Origin of the sequence: Alteromonas hispanica (assembly GCF_010500915.1) — a bacterium.
GTDB lineage: Bacteria > Pseudomonadota > Gammaproteobacteria > Enterobacterales > Alteromonadaceae > Alteromonas > Alteromonas hispanica.
In genome coordinates this window covers 372,184-390,910 of record NZ_JAAAWP010000001.1, presented here as the reverse complement: position 1 = coordinate 390,910, position 18,727 = coordinate 372,184, and the positions used below count along the sequence as shown (strand labels likewise).

Here is an 18,727-nt window from a genome sequence, read left to right as displayed (position 1 = left end):
CTTGTTTGCCTTTGGCAACTTGGTATACTGCACCCATCTCCAATGTATTTAAGATGTTTAACAGGCAGTGAAAATAATACCTCCAAATATGCCTATACCCGCTAGTGATAGGGCGTTTAATTACGGTGACGGTGTCTTTACAACAATGTGTATCTGTAACGGACGAGCCGAATTGTTATCGTTTCACCTGTCTCGTCTGCTGCACGATGCTACAGCGATTGGCCTTGTTATCGACACTAGCGCCATTAAAAACGCAATATTGAAAGAGATAGCGAATAATTCACCTGAATCAGGCAGTGTGGATGAAAAATATGTTCTTAAAATTCACGTCTCCGGCGGTGAGGGCGGGCGTGGGTACAGTCGTAACGAGCAGAACCCACCTGTAGTAAGACTTACAAAGCATGAATATCCCTCCCATTATAACGTTCTCTACAGTACGGGGTTGAAGCTAATTTGTGCACAAACCGCACTGGCAATTCAACCAATTCTCGCGGGGGTTAAGCATGTTAACCGTCTCGAACAGGTACTGATAAAGCGTGAAGTCAGCCTTGCGAATGTAGATGATGCAATAGTGTGCGATACGCAAGGTAACGTGATTGAAAGCAGCGCCGGAAATATATTCTTTTTTACAAACAATATGTGGTGCACTCCATCGCTTCACGGTAGTGGAGTAAATGGGGTAGTACGGCAATGCTTACTTGAAGCTTTTGAAAAAAATAACATTCCCTATGAAATTGGCCAATTTACTACCGATGAAATTAAGTGCGCCGAATGCGTGGTGGTAACCAATGCGCTGATGAAAGTGATGCCGGTAAAATCTGTTAGATTCGATAACGACCAATCTACGTCTTTTCCCGTAATGGCCGAGCAAATCCAATCCATTTCAGACTTATTATCATCGCGCCTTCAACAGCTATCTTATGATTTAGGTGAGGTGGAGTCAGCAAGGCAAGGCTTTGCAACGTCGCTAGAAAAGGAAATAAGGTAGTGAAACGTTTATTAATTCTTTCTATTACGTTCGTCATACTACTTTGCTTATCTGGCGTGGCAGGCGTGTTTTATGTGATTGATAAAGTGCAAGCACCGCTTCGTATTGAGCAAAATACGCTGTTTTCCATTGAAAGGGGAGGCAATGCATATCGCACGGTCAAGCGTTTGAGAAACGAAGAAGTGACGACTATTTCTCCGCTTATCGCCAAAGTATGGCTTAGATTTTTTGCCCAAAGCACTGACATAAAGTCTGGAACTTATATGCTGCAACCTGGGCAATCGTTAGCGGATGCCTTTGCTACATTTACCAATGGCGACGAATATCTTTTTTCCGTCAGTCTTGTGGAAGGGCTAACCCTTGCTCAGTGGCAAGATACCTTAAAAGGTAATGGCGAAATACAATTTGATTTGACAGAGAGAACGCTGGCGCAAACCGTTTCGCATTCAATGCTTCTCGCTGGCAATACCAGTGTTACTGCCACAACTACGAGTGGTTCAGAAAATAGCGAAGGCTGTTGTGATAGTATCAAAAACCCGGAAGGACTTTATCTGGCAGACACCTATTTTTTCACCAAAGGAACCAAAGCCAGTGAGATTTTGACGCGCGCTAATAAGGCCTTGTTTGAATTTCTAATGATAGAATGGAAAAATCGAGATACTGATTTGCCGCTTTCTACACCTTATGAGGCATTGATTTTAGCGAGCATTATCGAAAAAGAGACCGCCGTACCTGAAGAGCGTGATTTAATTGCGGGAGTATTTGTAAACAGGCTAAATAAAAAAATGCGTCTGCAAACAGACCCTACAGTGATATACGGTATCGGTCCTACGTTTGATGGGAACATTACCCGCAAGCATTTGCGCACAGCAACGCCATACAATACCTATGTTATTAAAGGGTTGCCACCAACGCCTATAGCGATGGCCGGTAAAGCAGCAATAAAAGCTGCACTATCACCAAGAACAACCGATGCGCTATATTTCGTTGCTAAAGGTGACGGAAGTCATCAATTCTCAAATACCCTCGAGGAGCACAATGCCGCCGTACGACAATTTCAATTAAAACGTTAGAAACATAGCGTGGCGTATTGAAGCTTCAAGCAATCATCAAAACAGAGATCTTAATAAAATAATGAATGGAAAATTTATAGTCGTTGAAGGACTTGAGGGCGCTGGAAAAAGCTCGGTGATAAGTCGTATAGTTGATGAACTTAAAAGTGCCGGTAAAACTGTTGAGCAAACCCGCGAGCCTGGCGGTACCCCTATGGCAGAAGCTATTCGAGATTGCGTTAAACACGATTGGGATGAGCAGGTTGCCGAAGAAACAGAGTTATTATTAATGTACGCGGCAAGAGTGCAGCTTTTGACCAACCGTATTCATCCCGCATTAAAAAAGGGGTATTGGGTAGTAGGCGATAGACACGATCTTTCATCGCAAGCCTATCAGGGCGGTGGAAGAGGGGTTTTAGAATCGACCATGCGCTCTGTGAGCGAGATCGCACTGAAAGGCTTTAAGCCACACCTTACTGTATATCTAGACGTAGAGCCCGCTGTTGGATTAGAGCGTGCTCGCGGTCGTGGTGAGCTTGATAGAATAGAGCAGTCTGGACTGGCTTTTTTTGAGCGTACTCGTGAGAAGTACTTAGCGCTGGCAAAGTCTGACGACAGTATTGTGACCATAGATGCAATGCAGCCAATGGAGAAAGTTCACAGTGCTGTTTCTGCATTAATCAAGCAATATGTTATGGGTAAATAATTCATGTTTCCGTGGTTTTCTGACATTTTTCGTTCATTTAACTCCCGTTATCTAGCGAATAAGCTTCACCACGCAGTATTGCTTAGTGGTGCCAGTGGTATTGGAAAATATCAATTGGCCCAAGCGCTTGGTAATACCTTGCTATGTAAAGCGCCCTCGTTAGATGGAGCCTGTAATCAATGTCAGAGCTGTTATTTGCGAATTGCGGGTAATCATCCAGATTTGTATCTATTGGAAAGCGAAAAGCAGCTGGGTGTTGATAAAATTCGTGAAGGGATTGCAAAGTTAAGTGGCACCGCTCAAATGAGTGGTAATAAAGTGTTACTTATCCCCAATGCAGATACCATGACAGAAGCGGCTGCCAATGCATTGCTCAAGACTCTTGAAGAACCAACTGCAAACACCTACTTACTTCTCATAACTAATAGTGTGACTAAATTAATGCCCACTATTTTAAGCCGCTGCGAAAAACATGCTTTAGGTTTACCCAGCGTAGAATTAAGTTTGAACTACCTCAAAGATAACGGCGTAGAAGATGCTAGCGAGGCACTGCTTGCCGCTTATGGTCATGCTCCTCTGCGAGTAGAAGCCGCTTTAAAAGGCGAAGAGGAGTTTAGCTATAGAACGTTTAATGATGACTTTCAGGCTTTGTTGGCAGGGGATGCAAACAGCCAAGCCCATAGACTGGCAAAGAAATGGCAGGATAACGCGGTTTTAGCCGCTCAGTGGTGTATGCAAAAAGCCCATGGAGATTATGTGAATAGTCAAAACTCTTCAGATTACACTCGCTATGTTAAATGTGTTGAGGTAACGAAAACATTGCAACATCTGGGAGTGAACAAATCCATGGTATTATTTGGGTTACTTAAGCAGTTTCAGCGATAGACATACGTTGTAACTAAGTGTGCCAAGAGTGCGAGGCGCGCTTTCAATTCATTATTTTTATTCACGAGCTAGGGAATACATGCTGGCTCTAAATCATGATTAACAGTATTAAAGGTTTATTTTGTTTGTAGATTCTCACTGTCATTTAGACAGATTAAAACAAGGTCCTGAAGAATTAAAAGAAACACTCAACTTTGCCCGCACTCGAGGGGTAGAGCATTTCTTATGTGTGTGTGTCTCGGTCAGTGACTATGACAGCATGCGTGATGCAGTAAGTGAATTTGATGACGTGTCTGTGTCTTGTGGTGTGCATCCTTTACATCAAGATGAGGCGTGTAGCTACGATGAGTTATTAGAAAAGGCACAACACAGCGATGTCGTTGCTATTGGAGAGACGGGGCTCGACTATTTTTATAGCCCAGAGAGTAAAGATGTTCAATTAACGTCATTTGTAGACCACATCAAGGTTGCCAATGAAACCAAAAAGCCGCTTATTATTCACACTCGTGATGCCCGAGAAGACACCATTAATTTGCTAAAAGAGCATAAAGCACCAGATACTATTGGTGTGCTGCATTGCTTTACAGAATCGTTAGAGATGGCCGAGGCGGCAATCGATATGGGCTTCTACATATCCATTTCGGGCATTGTAACGTTTAATTCGGCAGATGAATTACGAGAAGTGGTGAAGTCTATTCCTATTGAGCGGTTGCTAATTGAAACTGACTCTCCTTGGCTGGCACCCGTTCCTCATCGAGGAAAACAAAACCAACCCGGTTACGTTGTTGAGGTAGCAGAGTTTATTGCCGAGCTAAAAGGTATTTCAGTAAAAGAACTCGCACGGATTACAACGGAAAACTTTTACACGCTTTTTGCCTTAGCGAAAGATAAGGCTGCATAGGGAGCTGTTATGCCATTATGGCGTCAGAATTTAGTTAAAAGCTTACATAAAACACGAAGTGTCCCTGAAAGCCGGTATTTTCAGCTGGCAACGGCAAACCAAGAAGGTATTCCGTTTTGTAGAACTGTTGTGCATCGTGGGTTAACTGACGATAACAGCCTAATCGTGATATCTGATACCCGTACCGAAAAGTATCAACAGTTGGTTCAAAACAATCGATGCCATATTGCCTGGTATTTTGCCAAAACTCGTGAGCAGTATCGCTTTCATTGTTTGGCAGATATATCCACCAAGGAAGAGTCTCCTGACCTGGTTGAAGCGCAATGGGATAAGCTGTCAGACGCAGGGAAAAAGCAATTTCTGTGGGGAACACCTGGCACGCCGAGAAATGGCGAGTCTGCGCTGCATGTTGAGGGCGATTACAACACTATTCCAGCGCACTTTTGTGTTTTAACCTTAAATATCGAAACCGTAGATTATCTGAATTTGCGTGGTAACCCTCAAAATCGCGAATGGCATGAAAAGAACGAACATGGCGATTGGGTCAGTCAGTCATTAATTCCTTAAATCACTGTAAAAATACACTTACAAAATAACCCGCGTTGCCGCTTAACGAGCTGACGTGGAAGTCGAAACGCGGGTTATTTTTAATCTGAAGAAAATACGTTTTATATAGCGTATTTACTCAAATATTTGAGATATCGACTCTTCACCCTTAAACAGATAAGTGATCATGTTGTCTTCATTTGTGCGGCCAACACTTTCAACAATTGCAGTTGCCACATCTTCACGTGGGATAACTGCATCACTTTTGTTATTGGGCATATCGGTGCGCACCAGATGTGTACCTGGCTCATTTAACAAGGTACCGGGGCGTAAAATGATATGTTGAATACCACTGTTAATTAAGTAGTCATCAGCAACGTGTTTTGCTACCAAGTAAGGCTTTATTGTGCCGTCTACTGAATCTGGATCGCCAGCGCCTATAGAGCTGACCATTACAAACTTGGGCGTTTGGGCTTCTTTGGCATAGTTTACCGCTTTTATCGCAGCCCACAGGTCAATCATAATAGTTTTATCAGCACCGGTGTTTCCACCAGAACCTGCTGTGAAAACGACAACATCAACATTTTTAAAATGCGATGAAAAGTCTTTTTCAAGATCTTGCTCAATCACCTGTAAGTTGTCATTTTCAATGTCCGATAGTTTGTCAGGGCTTCGGACGGGGGCGAGAACATGATGGCCCCGTTCGAGAAGTTTGCCGGTTGCTTGTTTTCCAATTTGGCCAGACGCGCCAAGTACGAGTACTTTCGCCATTATTTTACCTCCATGAATTAAATGTCATTATTGATAGCCTTCACACTGATAACGGATCAGTGATTGAGACAAACAACATTTATGTAGGTTAAATAAAATGCCCTAGTTTACGACAGTGTTTCTTCCAAGGGCTTTGCCCTCGTAAAGCTTTTTATCAACGGCTTGTATGCAAGCTTCAACACTTTCATAATGTTTTATCTCTGCTACACCGCAGGTAATACTGACTGGAACTTGCTTTCCTTGAACTTTGATGGGGTGTTCGGCCACTTTTTTTCTGAGCTTATCGGCTACCCAATAGGCTTCCTGCACATTGAGTGCCGGCAAAAGGATCAAAAACTCTTCGCCGCCCCATCGCGCAACGATGTCATTAACTCTCACGTTTTCTGTCAATATTTTCGCAACATCAATAAGCACCGTGTCTCCAACGCCGTGACCATGCGTATCATTGATGGTTTTGAAAAGGTCTATGTCTATAAGAATCAATGAAAAAGTATGCTTATAACGAAAAAACTGATTCCACGCTTCAGTGGCACGCTGTGAAAAATAGCGTCTATTCTTAAGGCCTGTTAACGCATCTTCGGTTGATAACAGCGTGAGTTTTTCAACGGCGCGATTAAGATCTTCGGTCCGCTTATCTACTAACACAGACAACTCTTGCGAGCGCAATTGTAGCGTTCTGAAGCGCAACCAAAGCATTGTAGAAATAAGAGCTACGATAGTGAGTAGTATGAGCGCACGCCAAATAGGCATATCCCACCAAGGCGGAATAATGACAATTTCAATTTGAGCCTCATTGCTGCTCCATTTATTCTCTTTGTTGATTGCTTTTACGGTAAATCGATACCTGCCTGGATCCAAATTAGTATAGGTGGCAAGCTTTGATTTACTGTCTGTATAGCGCCAACCCGATTCAAAATCTGACAGTCGGTATGCATATCGGAGAGTGTCTGCATTGATAAAATCTAAAGCAGAGAAGGCGAGAGTAAAGGATATATCCTCAGGGTATAGTTCTATGCGATCGCCAACTTGATTAATTGACCGCATTTCACTGCCATTCGTCTGGTTGTTGCTAATGACTTCCATGCGAGTAATGTGTATGAGTGGCGACCAGGGTTTATCTTGAACGTCACTGGGGTTAAATCGTGTTATACCTTTTGCTCCGCCAAGAATAATGGTGTTGTCTCGAGTTTGTGTGGCTGCTCCAATATAATAACCGGTATCAATGGCACCGCTTTCTTAGCCATAAAAGGAGAGCGTTTGTAAATCAGAAGCAAGGTGGGCAATCCCTTTGTCCGTGGTGATCCAAAGACCATTTTGCTCATCTTCAACAATTGCACCAATAGATAAACCTGTTATTACGCTGTCTGGCTTAATACGAGTAAGCTGTAATGTGGAAAAGTCCTGCTCAGAGATTGTCATAAAGTAAAAGCCATTGGCTTGAGTTGCCAACCAATAGCCGCCGCGACTAGATTTAGAAATCCATGTAACAACAGACACGTCTTTCAATAGAGGTGAAAAATCTCTTACGTTGATAAGTTCTCCGCTGAATTTGTTCGCGAAATACAAACCACCTACCGTGGTCAACCAAGCATTTCCATCCTGTTCATGCAAAACTCTGGTGGTTAAGGGGAGGGGCCATTGTCTTACTACCTTATCGTCTGAAGGACGATAAACAAAAACACCATCGCTGTATCCTCCATACCAAACGTCTCCGTCAGAATCTACATTCAGGCTATATCCCGACTTACCTTCAAGCGCAACGGCATTAAGGTTTTTAGTGTCGGGATTAAACTTAGATAGTCCAGAGCGTGTAGCTACCCACACATCATTTCTCACCGAGTCATAATGGACAGCCAACATTTTCTCATTAGCATTACTCGTGGTTGAATCCGTCGAATTGACTAAATAGGGGCCTTTGGAAAGGTCGTTGTTGTAATCGTAATTCCACAACCCTTTTTCGTTAACTAGCCAAACGCTGTCATTGTTGGAGGAGACAGAGGTGACAATTCTTCCGCCGCCCACTTCTGTTGAGTAAAAATTAGCTAATATTGGGTCGCTCACGGCGAAACCATCGTCCTTCATGGCAGCGATAACTAAACCTTCTGAGGTTTCAAAAAGTGCTGAAAAGCGCTCGTCTTTGGTCGACCTAGCCGTTACCGGAGTAGTAATAACAGAAATGGGGCTATGGCTTGGAAGTAGGTTTAAGCCACGCTCTGTCGCTACCCATACATCTCCATTATTTTGTACTAATATGTCGGTAACGTAATCGTCTGACAGACCTTGCTCTGTGGTGATGCAGTGCTCGCTGAGGTCATACTCGCGATTAAGAGGATTAAAGATGCAAGCACCGTGATTAGTTGTTGCTATCCAAATTCTTTCGTCTTCTGTAGCGACAATTCGTGTCAGATTTTGCTTTTCTAACGCCACTAGCTGCAGTTTTTTATTCAGTGAATCTAATTTATATAAGCCCGAGGTGGAGGTAACGTAGAGCACATCGTCTACCAGCTCCACATCTGTAAGTGTGCTTGTAGGGTTAGGCAGATAAGCCATAAGCAGAACTTCGCCTAAATCGTCAGAATACTTATACAAATTTCTATCTGATATTATCCAAGTGGTATTATCTGCAGTGTTTTTTATCCGGTTAATAATAGCGTTATTGATTGCTTCTGATGCGGGTAACGTAAAGTGGGTAAACTTCTCAGTATCCACATTGAGCCGACTTAAGCCGCCAAATGTCCCAACCCAGATAAATTTTCCATCAGGACTTGCCTCAACCTGAAGAGCGGTGATCGATTGAAGGCCAGAATTACTTTCGCCCTCTATCAGGCCAAAATTTCTAAAAGAATACCCATCAAATCTATCAATGCCGGCTTGTGTCGCCAGCCATAAAAAGCCATCCTTATCTTGAGTTGCATCGGCTAGAGAGATATGGGCGAGACCGTCGTTGACGGTGTACTGCGAAAAGATTGGCGCTATGGGTTTAGACCAAGATAGCTGTGCGCAAGAGGCCGCAAACCAAATAAGTGAAGTTAACGCGAAAAAACGCCTCATTGAAATAACCACAAAATTCCATCTACATAATCATACATTTAACTTACGCTAAATTCATAAACAAGCAACAATACGTTAGTAGCAAAATACTGATTGATAGGAAAAAGCCGGAAAAAGTTTTGTTATTTCTGAGGTCTGCGTATTTTTATCGCCTATGTTTCACGTTTTTTCGCGCTCACTAAAAATTTGCTAAAACTCGCTAAATTTACAACAAATGTTAGAAAATCATTTATCGGGAGTATGGCTAAGCAATGGTGTAATTAAATTTGGCGAAATATCAAATGAGCATTATCATTTAGCAGGCTCTTCTCAGTAGAGCCTACTCAATTATAATTACAAGAGGGAATACATATGACAACGGAAGAAAACATGTATTGGGGACTTACAGTAAGAACCTACTGTACGCTAATTCACGTGAGTCAGCTCACCAGCATAATTGTTCCAGGCTTGGGGCTTATATTACCTATTATTATGTGGATAGCTCATAAAGATCAGAATGAAGATATTGATAAACATGGAAGAGTCACTGCGAATTGGTTAATTAGCCTAGTAATATACACGGTAATATGCGGTATTTTGCTTTTGATTATAATAGGCGGCTTCGGGTTATTAATATTGGGGATTCTAAATTTGATCTTCGCGATCGTTGCGGCACTCAAGGCTAACAATGGCGAACTCTGGCATTACCCACTAAGTATCAAATTTTTTAAAGTTTAAAAACGTTTAGGCTTTCCGCTTAAGCTGTTTTCTCAAGTTATACATCTGCGGCAGGGGAGTTACCTAAACGCCTGTTAAGCGCCTGCCGCCCTTTATATTATTACCGATAACCACCTTATCGACAATCACGTATTTTTCGCTAACTTGTCCGCCTATCTCACTTTTGTTGCACAACACTGCTTGAATTTTTTATTGTTTCCGCAAAGACACGGCAAGTTTCTACCATATTTTATTTTACCGCAGTCATCATGAAGGGTACCGTCGTGATAACGCCACAGTCTGCCCTCGACGATAAAGCGCGATGTCTCGTGTAACTGAAAGAGGTGCTTATTTTCAAAGTAGTAGGCAGTAAACTCGACGGTATCTGAACTAGGTTTACTGTGTGTTGAAGTATGGACTTTAAGAGCGAACCAATGAGCACCGCTAGCGCTACTTTCAAGGTTTTCTGATGTTATCCCTTGACGCTTTTCCTCTGAATACGTGTCGCGAACATAGTCGTATTGCTTGATTGCATATGCAGTAAAACGGGAGCGCATCAATTGTTCTGCCGTTTGAGGGCTATCTGTACCGCTGATGAAGGGAGCACAGCAATGCTCATATGAGCTTGTGGAGCAGCAAAAGCAACGCATAAAACTAGTTGGTATCCAAGATTAATTCAATCGTTCATATTACACCGCCCATAGTACAATACACGAGTGTACTAGCCAAAAATTTTGCTGTTATTGACTCAACTTTCTCGCTTTATATTTCTGTTTTTACCAAGGCCCTACAGCAACATTTCTGTTTTGGGTATTGCTGTCCACTCTTACGTTCACTAAACTCACCGAGTAAAGCTCACAAAGCTTACGGATCATATCACTGTCAGTAGGCTGTAAATCTAAATCTATATTTTCTACATACAGTGTTTTGCACTGACCGCCTGTAATTAGCTTACTTATCCATTCAGGCACTTTCTCCTTTTCAGGCTTTTGAATACGAATAGCGTTCATCACGTCTTTAGAAAACGAAACTGAGCTAGAGAGTAAATAATTCCACCCTTTGTCGTTATTTACTCTGTTACCTTCTCTGTTACTTTCTCTTCCTTCACCAGGAAAACCTTCAATAGGCAACGGGAGTTGCACAACATTTTGGGCTCCAGAACCGAGAAGGGAAGTACGAAGTGCATTAAGTCGACAAACTGGTGAATTACTCATAGGACATACCTTATTTTTATAAAACCACGTTAACTGTTTAAGTATACAGTGTGTATGTGTATACAGTATTTTTATCCAGTGTGATTTGCAAGTTATACATTGTGCTTTTTTCGAACAAAATCGAACAAATATGGTAAGTGCTTTTAAAATAAAGCATTTTTTATTAGTCAAATAATGGCTATCTGATATCGTTAGTAGAATTTAAAGCACTGTGTATGCTTTGGTCTATCACGAGAAAAATGGGATTATGAGCGTATTAGTCGATTGGGGTTATATAGGCATGTTTGTCTGTGCTTTTTTGGCAGCAACTATTTTGCCTTTTAGCTCTGAGGTTGTACTCACTGCTTTATATAGTAGTGGCTTTTCTGCGGGGCTTCTCTTGGTAGCTGCATCAAGTGGCAACGTGCTAGGGGCTCTTGTTAACTATTTTCTTGGCCTTAAATACGGAAAAGTGATAGCTACAAAGGTATTGAGAGTGAGCGACAGCTCATTTACTCGCGCTAGTATTCTTTTTACTCGATGGGGCAAGTGGAGTTTATTACTTTGCTGGGTGCCCATAATCGGAGATCCTATTACGTTAGTTGCAGGAGTGCTGCGTAGTAACCTTTTATTTTTCATATGTATTGTAACTGTGGCAAAAACGGCGCGTTACGCCGCATTACTCAGTTTTTTCTCTTGCAGTTTTTTCTGACGTAATTGCTTTCGCCGAAAAGTGGATAGCCCATGCTTGACTCGGGGAATTAAAATGATAATTCCGACTAGCCAATACCAAATAGGCTCTTGCCAAAAGGTTTTTTGCGACCAACTAAAATGCAATAAAGCCAGAGGCAAAATAGCGTAAATAGTATTGTGAAGCTGCTGCCAGCGCTTGCCCATTTTCCTTCTTATAAGGTTAAAAGAGGTTGCAGTTAGTGCCATTAGCAGCAAAATCGCTAGCATTCCCACAATAATATACGGCCGACTTATAATCTCACTCAGTACCAGCGTCATATCGAGCTGCAGCTCAAAAAGAATGTAGGTACTGAAATGGGCCAATGCATATACAAATACATAAATGCCTAACATGCGCCTGAACTGAATAGGCGCTGGACTTTTCAACCACTTTGCAAGGGGGCTAAGCAATAACGTAATAAACAGCAGGTGAATAGCCCAAATACCGGTTTCATTCAAAAGTGTATTTACCGGGTCTGCACCTAATGAATCTGTAATGCCTGCATAAAATAGCCACACAATATACCCTAAGGCCACACAGTGAATAATCGATTTTATACAACGTCTGGCAAACGGCGAGAGTCGTAGAAGTTTTTTATTGGCAATCATGGATACCATTAATAATATCTAGTTAAATCCATACCGGAGTAAAGTGGCGCAACTTCGTCATAGCCATTGAACATCTTTGTTTCTATTCTATTGCGGGAAAGCAGGCCGCCTGTAGTGATTCTGCGTTCACTAGCTTGGCTCCAGCGTGGATGAGATACCTTTGGGTTAACATTCGCATAGAAGCCATATTCGTTTGATGCGAGGCGATTCCACGTTGTGGGTGGCTGCTTATCGGTCAGGCGAATGCGTACGATGGATTTAATGCTTTTGAATCCATATTTCCAAGGTACAACTAAGCGAATAGGCGCCCCGTTTTGCGGAGGCAGAGTTTTTCCATATAAGCCAACCGACAATAACGTTAAGGGGTGCATCGCTTCATCAAGGCGCAAACCTTCCACATAAGGGTATTCGATACCGCCACCTAAAAATCGATTGCTTTGCCCTGGCATCTGCTCTGGATCATAGAGCGTCTCAAACGCCACGTATTTTGCTGACAATAGCGGGTCAGCTTGCTTGATAAGAGCCGCTAGTTCAAAGCCTATCCACGGTACTACCATAGACCAGGCTTCTACACAGCGAAGGCGATAAATGCGTTCTTCAAGGGGAAACCGCTTTGTTAGCGAGTCGTGATCGAGCACCAGTGGATTTTTCACTAAACCATCAATTTTCAACGTCCATGGGTCAGTATTGAACTCAGTGGCGTTTTCCGCTGGCGCGTCTTTTGATGTACCAAACTCATAGAAGTTGTTATACGACGTTATTTTCTTTTCTGGAGTTCGAGTTTCATTGATTTGAAATTTACTCGGTTGTGAAAAATCCAGTGGTTTGCCTTGAAAAGGTGTATCTTCCTTCTCATCTTCCCAGAACCAATCAGCAGCGCTAGCAGACTTTGCGAGCAAGGTAGAGGCCCCTACAAATCCAAGTGACTTTAAAAGCGATCTCCGGTTCATGTAAACATGTTCATCAGTCACATCACTATCATTTAATTTAACTGACGGCTTGTAGGGTTTAGACATTATTCTACCTTCTTAACACAATATTTTTCACTCAGGTTGAAAGAGCCAAGTTTGCTCTTTCATATTCTGTCATTCGTTATTCACATCGACTCTTGCTAGCGCATTAACGCTTAACGTAAGCCCTAACTAAAACCTAATTTAAGCGGTTTCAGCATTCTGCATGTATTTGTTTACACAGAATTTGTCATAAGCTTACGTTGTGAATACGTTGAAGCAGCAAGATAGTTTCATAAATCGTCTTTACTCATTAAAGCTTAATTACTGCACACTTAACTACCGCACACTTAACTATTTCGCAATAAAGGTATGCTGTTACCGCAATTGACGTAAAGCGCTTTCCACAAATATTCATGACTCGACAGATATACATGACCAGACAGGCCGTGAGATAATTTCAAAAAGTCACCTAAAGAACTTTGCTGAGTAGATGGCTGACAAATAGTAACGAAGGAAATCACTAAGATACTTGTACAAATTTTTGAATAGATAGCTAGAACGCTATGTAAATAGCTGAGTAAACAGCCAGATAATCAAGTAGCCAAATGGATAAGGCGAACCCGCAAACGGCTGACTTCTGAGAGATATCTAACACACAAGCAGCGCTATCCTGTGCCGCATATTAATCAACTACATATGAAAGCTGTCTTGAATACCACCTTGTTTGGGAGAAAAAATACTGCTGTAGAGACGAGAGGCAAATTCGTCAGTCATTCCCGATATGTAGTCAGCGAGAACCCGCATACCGTTTCCGTTGTCTTGTGCTTTACGCCAGCGCTCTTGGGTATTTTCGGGCAATAGTCTGCTAGGGTCCGATGCAAAAGCTTCAAAAAGCTCCATTACAACGAGCTGTCCTTTGTATTCCAAAAGTTGAACATCGGGGCGACGTATTACCTTTCTAAAGACAAAACGCTTAAACAGCCCTAGCGCTTCGCCGAAATTATTGGGCATAGTAGCGTTATAAGCGAGAAGAGGATGAGAAAAACCTTGGATTTTGTGTATTTCAATTGCAGTAATAAAGCTGTTTACCAATGCGCCAATAGCGTTTTTGCGTTCATGGTGGGCCTGGCTAAAGAGCTTTGTAGTTAATGTCTCGATGTTTTCAGAAAGCCACGGAATAGAGAGTCCTTTCAATGGACTGGTGACTTCTTCTACAAAATGCTGCTTATTTACCATATCCATTACAATGGCATCTTCTAAATCGTGAATGCCATACGCAATGTCATCGGCTAACTCCATTATTGAACAATCAAATGATTTGTAGTCTGTTTTACCGTGTCCATTAGCATTTTCAGAAAACTGCATAAAACGCTGTTTATCTTCACTGCAAAGGGGCGCAAGCAACCAGTCAAACAATGCTTTATCACATGCAAAAAGCCCTTTAGGAGGGTGCCATTCGTCTGCTTTTACCTGTCTTAATGAAAGCGGACGCGTCGCGGTATGTGCTTTAGAGTGGAGTGTATTAATGAAATTAGGATATTTGACTAACCCTAAAATACTGCGTCTGCATAAATTCATACCATGCTCGGCAGTGTAAGGTTCGAGCTGTGTGACAATGCGAAACGTTTGTCCATTGCCTTCAAACCCACCGTGCTCATGCATCATATAATTGAGGGCTATCTCTCCGCCGTGGCCAAAAGGAGGGTGTCCAATATCATGTGCTAAACAGATTGTTTCAATGAGCGTAGGATCAAGCACTAGTTCCTGCGCTATTTCGGGAAACTTATTCCACAGTTGCGCTGTAATTCCTGTTCCTATTTGTGCCGCCTCTAAAGAATGGGTAAGGCGAGTGCGATAAAAATCACTTAATCCAACACCTAATACTTGCGTTTTCGCCTGTAGCCTGCGAAACGCCGCGCTGTGAAGCACTCGCGCTTTATCTCTTTGATATGGGTTTCTGTGGTCTCCGTCCCTCGACTCGGTGCGTGGAAGACGACGTGCATGTAGGTCAAGTTCCCATTGAGATATTGTCACAGTAGAGTCCTTATCGGTTTTACATTTCGTCTTGGGTTATTTCATCAAGGCTCAAGGAAAAGCTAGGAACGTATTGTGTAAGAAAGTAGTCCACTTCTTCGGAGTGGTATTCTTTTAAAATTTTATCAAGCCGCTTTTTCGCTAACGTAAACTCTCTATTTCCGGCTGCCAACTCTTCCAATGTCTTTAGATACGCGCACAGCACATCAGCGGCTTTCACTATAAAGGCATCTTCAGGGTCGTGGTATTGTGAATCAATAAGCGCAGCGTAGTCTTCTCGAAATGACTCTGGCGCCATTTCAATAAGCTTGTTTTCAGCAATCTTTTCAATCTTTTTATATTCTTCTTTAATAGCGGGATTAAAGTATTTAACTGGGGTAGGTAAGTCGCCAGTGAGCACTTCAGACACATCGTGGAACATTGCCATCGTTGCAATGCGCTCAGGGTTAACATTACCTCCAAAGAACTTATTTTTAATTAACGCAAGTGCATGGGCAACCATGGCTACTTGTAAACTGTGCTCTTGCACGTTTTCTGTATGCACATTGTGCATAAGAGGCCAGCGATTGATGAGTTTCAATCGAGATAAATGTGCAAAAAAATGACTTCTGTCTGACACACTAAGCCCCTTGCTTATAAGTTCTGAAAAAGTTTCCTATTCTGTGAAGTGCTGGTACAAGAACATCACTGTGAGGTAAAAATACTAACCTGAAATAAATACCGTCATTTAAGTTAAATGCTCTGCCATGCACCAGCAGAATTTTTTCAGAGCTTAAAAGATCAAGGATCATTTGTTCATCATTGTGGATATTGAATTTTTTCTCATCGACCCGCGCGAAGCAATACATAGCACCTTTAGGTTTTACACAATGCAAGCCGTCAATACCGTTGAGCATATCTGTGGTGACATCTCTTTGAATGCGGAGCCTGCCGTTTTCTTTTACCAAATCATCTATGCTTTGATAGCCCCCAAGCGCGGTTTGAATAGCGCTTTGACATGGGACGTTCGCGCACATTCGCATAGATGAGAGGATATTAAGCCCTTCTATATAATCAGATGCTAATCGTTTATTACCGCTAACAAGTAGCCACCCAGAGCGAAAGCCTGCTACGCGATAGTTTTTGCTTAGCCCGCTAAACGTAACAAAGAAAACATCGTCAGCTAGTGAGGCAATACTGGTGTGTTTTGCATCGTCATAGAGAATTTTGTCATAAATTTCATCGCTAAATACCACCAACCCATGCTGTCTGGCTATTTCGACAACTTCTTGTAGTAATGCTTCATCGTACACCGCACCTGTGGGGTTGTTGGGGTTGATAAGCACAATAGCGCGAGTTTTACTGGTGATTTTACTCTTAATATCATCCAGGTCTGGAAACCAGCCTGCTTGTTCGTCACATCGGTAGTGGACAGGGGAACCAGAAGAAAGACTGACCGCTGCGGTCCACAATGGATAATCGGGGCTGGGAATGAGTACTTCGTCTCCCTGATTCAGCAAAGCTTGCATTGCCATCATTATCAATTCGCTAACCCCATTGCCGATGTATACATCGTCAACGCGAATATCTTTAATGTTTCGCTGCTGATAGTACTGCATCACTGCTACTCTCGCCGCATAAATTCCCGTGGAGTCTGAATATCCTTGAGCCGTGGGCAGGTTATGAATAACGTCTTTTACAATATCGTCCGGGGCTTCAAAACCAAATGGCGCGGGGTTACCGATATTAAGTTTTAATATGCGGTGACCTTCATCTTCCATTTTTCTTGCTTGTGCTGCTATTGGGCCTCGAATGTCATAACAAACGTTATCTAATTTATGTGAGCGAGATACAGTTTTCATGGTCTATCTGGTTGATTTACATACCCTGAGATTATCGCAAACCACAGTGATATGCGACGGCAAAATAGGAGATTAAGGCACAATATGACTATTTTTATGCGCACTTGTCCAAATTACGAACAAAAAAGATGACAACTGTCCTTAATAGCATAAGTTTATAAAAAATATGTTAATAACTTGTGAACTTTTCAATATAAGCCTATCGTAGTAATGAGGTGTTCGTAAAAACGCCAATAAAAGACAAGTTTACCATCAGAGGTGATTTCAATATGTCGCACCATTTTAAAGAAACCCCAGAAAATGCGATTACACAAAGTGGCATTGCGCGTGTCATTCCCTGTAAAGAATTAGATGTTGGCGATCCGATAAAATGGCTTTCGCTAGCAATAAGAGACGCTATGCGGGCCCCAGGTCTTACCGCGTTTTATGGCGTACTATTTGCCGTTATACCTTGGGTGATTATGTATTTGGTGGCGATGACAGGTTGGCACCTAGTAATTCTACCCGCAATTGTCTGCTTTATGCTGGTCGGTCCGTTTTTGGCAGCAGGACTTTACGATGTGAGCTGGGAAATGGAGAAGGGGCATAAACCTACACTTCGACATTCCCTCAGAGCCATGCGTAGAAATGCAACTAATGAATGGGGTTTTGCAGTTTTACTCATGTTCATGATGATATTTTGGTTGCGGGTAGCCTCTATTATTCACGCGCTTTACCCTCCTTATATAGAAAATACATTAGAGAGTTTATTGCCATTCCTAGTGTTGGGTAGCTTAGTGGGTGCGGTATTTACGGTGGCGATGTTGTTTTTAACGGCATTCACACAACCAATTCTAATGGAGCGTAAAGTCGACTTGGCAACCGCAGTACTAACAAGCGTTAATGCTGTATGGGTGAACAAATTACCTATGTTGATATGGGGAGCGATAATTTTCTCTGCCGTCGCAATTGGCTTTGTAACCGGTTTTGTTGGGTTTATTGTTCTAATGCCTCTTGTTGCCTATGGCTCTTGGCATGCTTACATTGATGCTATCGAGACAAAGCGAGCAAGAAAATACGAGTAAAATGTAGTTTTATTACAACAAAAAATGGCATTTCAGTATGATAATTAATCTGTAATGTCATTTTTTTTGTTAAAATTTCACTTAAAATGAAAAAAATGGCGATAATTAAGACTTTAGTATTAGAGTTTTTGGCGATGTTTTACTGCTTACCTATATCATTTCGGAATAAAGAAATTTATAAATCTCAACGTTTTCAGTGGCTTAACTATTTAAATAAACGTTAACATACTGATTTACCGCAAATTTACCTGCCTTACACAATAAAACAACAGAAAAAAATATTTTCTTGGTGCATAACTAATGGGCACTCAGCGATAACTGGGTTGCAACTTACATCATTAAATATGTTCAAAGGAAAATATTATGAAACTGTTTAAAACGCTTATCGCAACAGCAGCTCTGTCTTTTGCAGTTAATGCAAACGCAGCAGAGACACAAAAAGAAGTACGTTTTATTGGAGAAACTGAGTTCGCAGGCTTTTGTAAAGCCATCGTCAACGATGATATCAGAACACTCCGCTCAAGCCTTTCACGCAGTGTAGGTCGCATTGGCGATAGTCAGCGTCAAGTGCTACGTGTTATTACTTCTGACACAGGTTTAACCTGCAATGGAAGCAATTTAATCGACTTTTCCGTTGAGCGCGGCGCTGATTCGGTTCACGAATTCCTTATCTCGCGTAGTTAATTATGACTAGTGTAAAGAGGC

Annotated in this window: 19 protein-coding genes; 9 read left to right on the top strand and 10 right to left on the bottom strand. The window is 42.1% G+C overall.

Annotated elements, in window-relative coordinates:
* Positions 1–67: 67 nt before the first annotated feature.
* The 6 genes from pabC to GTW09_RS01630 all read left to right on the top strand — a co-directional run bounded on the left by pabC (position 68) and on the right by GTW09_RS01630 (position 5,099).
* The gene (gene pabC, locus GTW09_RS01655; protein ID WP_163109480.1) at positions 68–988 is read left to right on the top strand and encodes an aminodeoxychorismate lyase; all 921 of its coding nucleotides are present in this window, start codon (positions 68–70) and stop codon (positions 986–988) included.
* Complete coding sequence (gene mltG / locus GTW09_RS01650; RefSeq protein ID WP_163109478.1) at positions 988–2,061, top strand: endolytic transglycosylase MltG; 1,074 nt, start codon at positions 988–990, stop codon at positions 2,059–2,061. The genes pabC and mltG overlap by 1 nt, the downstream gene beginning before the upstream one ends.
* Before the next feature lie 61 nt (positions 2,062–2,122).
* Positions 2,123–2,746, top strand: coding sequence for a dTMP kinase (gene tmk / locus GTW09_RS01645; protein WP_163109476.1), 624 nt, complete (start codon positions 2,123–2,125; stop codon positions 2,744–2,746).
* Positions 2,747–2,749: 3 nt separating this feature from the next.
* Complete coding sequence (locus GTW09_RS01640; RefSeq protein ID WP_163109474.1) at positions 2,750–3,631, top strand: DNA polymerase III subunit delta'; 882 nt, start codon at positions 2,750–2,752, stop codon at positions 3,629–3,631.
* A 121-nt stretch (positions 3,632–3,752) separates the two neighbouring features.
* Positions 3,753–4,532: a TatD family hydrolase gene (locus GTW09_RS01635; RefSeq protein WP_163109472.1), complete on the top strand. Its 780-nt coding sequence runs from the start codon at positions 3,753–3,755 to the stop codon at positions 4,530–4,532.
* 9 nt (positions 4,533–4,541) lie between these two features.
* Entirely contained in the window at positions 4,542–5,099 is a 558-nt protein-coding gene (locus tag GTW09_RS01630) for a pyridoxamine 5'-phosphate oxidase family protein (protein WP_163109470.1), read from the top strand.
* A 114-nt stretch (positions 5,100–5,213) separates the two neighbouring features.
* Here GTW09_RS01630 and GTW09_RS01625 read toward each other — a convergent pair whose 3' ends face one another.
* From GTW09_RS01625 to GTW09_RS17500, 3 genes are all read right to left on the bottom strand, one after another.
* Positions 5,214–5,849 (bottom strand): SDR family oxidoreductase, encoded by a 636-nt coding sequence (locus GTW09_RS01625; protein ID WP_163109468.1) that lies wholly within the window; start codon positions 5,847–5,849, stop codon positions 5,214–5,216.
* A 102-nt stretch (positions 5,850–5,951) separates the two neighbouring features.
* The gene (locus GTW09_RS17505) at positions 5,952–6,893 is read right to left on the bottom strand and encodes a GGDEF domain-containing protein (protein WP_239059241.1); all 942 of its coding nucleotides are present in this window, start codon (positions 6,891–6,893) and stop codon (positions 5,952–5,954) included.
* Positions 6,894–7,085: 192 nt separating this feature from the next.
* A complete protein-coding gene (locus GTW09_RS17500) occupies positions 7,086–8,900 on the bottom strand; it encodes a ligand-binding sensor domain-containing protein (protein ID WP_239059240.1) in 1,815 nt (604 codons plus the stop codon).
* 351 nt (positions 8,901–9,251) lie between these two features.
* Here GTW09_RS17500 and GTW09_RS01615 point away from each other — a divergent pair, with 351 nt between their 5' ends.
* Positions 9,252–9,617 (top strand): DUF4870 domain-containing protein, encoded by a 366-nt coding sequence (locus tag GTW09_RS01615; RefSeq protein WP_071979095.1) that lies wholly within the window; start codon positions 9,252–9,254, stop codon positions 9,615–9,617.
* Between the two features lie 152 nt (positions 9,618–9,769).
* Here the strand turns inward: GTW09_RS01615 and GTW09_RS01610 are convergent, their stop codons facing one another.
* The 7 genes from GTW09_RS01610 to GTW09_RS01580 form a co-directional block, all read right to left on the bottom strand.
* Complete coding sequence (locus GTW09_RS01610) at positions 9,770–10,246, bottom strand: YchJ family protein (RefSeq protein ID WP_163109466.1); 477 nt, start codon at positions 10,244–10,246, stop codon at positions 9,770–9,772.
* Between the two features lie 126 nt (positions 10,247–10,372).
* Complete coding sequence (locus GTW09_RS01605) at positions 10,373–10,810, bottom strand: deoxyguanosinetriphosphate triphosphohydrolase (RefSeq protein ID WP_163109464.1); 438 nt, start codon at positions 10,808–10,810, stop codon at positions 10,373–10,375.
* A gap of 648 nt (positions 10,811–11,458) precedes the next feature.
* Positions 11,459–12,130, bottom strand: coding sequence for a protein-methionine-sulfoxide reductase heme-binding subunit MsrQ (locus GTW09_RS01600; RefSeq protein WP_163109944.1), 672 nt, complete (start codon positions 12,128–12,130; stop codon positions 11,459–11,461).
* An 8-nt stretch (positions 12,131–12,138) separates the two neighbouring features.
* The gene (gene msrP / locus GTW09_RS01595) at positions 12,139–13,146 is read right to left on the bottom strand and encodes a protein-methionine-sulfoxide reductase catalytic subunit MsrP (RefSeq protein ID WP_163109462.1); all 1,008 of its coding nucleotides are present in this window, start codon (positions 13,144–13,146) and stop codon (positions 12,139–12,141) included.
* A gap of 627 nt (positions 13,147–13,773) precedes the next feature.
* Positions 13,774–15,117: an anti-phage deoxyguanosine triphosphatase gene (locus tag GTW09_RS01590; RefSeq protein ID WP_163109460.1), complete on the bottom strand. Its 1,344-nt coding sequence runs from the start codon at positions 15,115–15,117 to the stop codon at positions 13,774–13,776.
* A 19-nt stretch (positions 15,118–15,136) separates the two neighbouring features.
* On the bottom strand, positions 15,137–15,736 hold the full coding sequence (yfbR, locus tag GTW09_RS01585; RefSeq protein ID WP_163109458.1) for a 5'-deoxynucleotidase: 600 nt from the start codon (positions 15,734–15,736) through the stop codon (positions 15,137–15,139).
* A gap of 1 nt (position 15,737) precedes the next feature.
* Complete coding sequence (locus tag GTW09_RS01580) at positions 15,738–16,958, bottom strand: pyridoxal phosphate-dependent aminotransferase (RefSeq protein ID WP_071979090.1); 1,221 nt, start codon at positions 16,956–16,958, stop codon at positions 15,738–15,740.
* 269 nt (positions 16,959–17,227) lie between these two features.
* On the opposite strand from GTW09_RS01580, the gene GTW09_RS01575 reads away from it, so the two are divergent.
* Together GTW09_RS01575 and GTW09_RS01570 are read left to right on the top strand one after the other, a co-directional pair.
* The gene (locus tag GTW09_RS01575; RefSeq protein WP_163109456.1) at positions 17,228–18,022 is read left to right on the top strand and encodes a DUF2189 domain-containing protein; all 795 of its coding nucleotides are present in this window, start codon (positions 17,228–17,230) and stop codon (positions 18,020–18,022) included.
* A gap of 363 nt (positions 18,023–18,385) precedes the next feature.
* Entirely contained in the window at positions 18,386–18,706 is a 321-nt protein-coding gene (locus tag GTW09_RS01570) for a DUF3718 domain-containing protein (RefSeq protein ID WP_083595218.1), read from the top strand.
* Positions 18,707–18,727 lie beyond the last annotated feature (21 nt).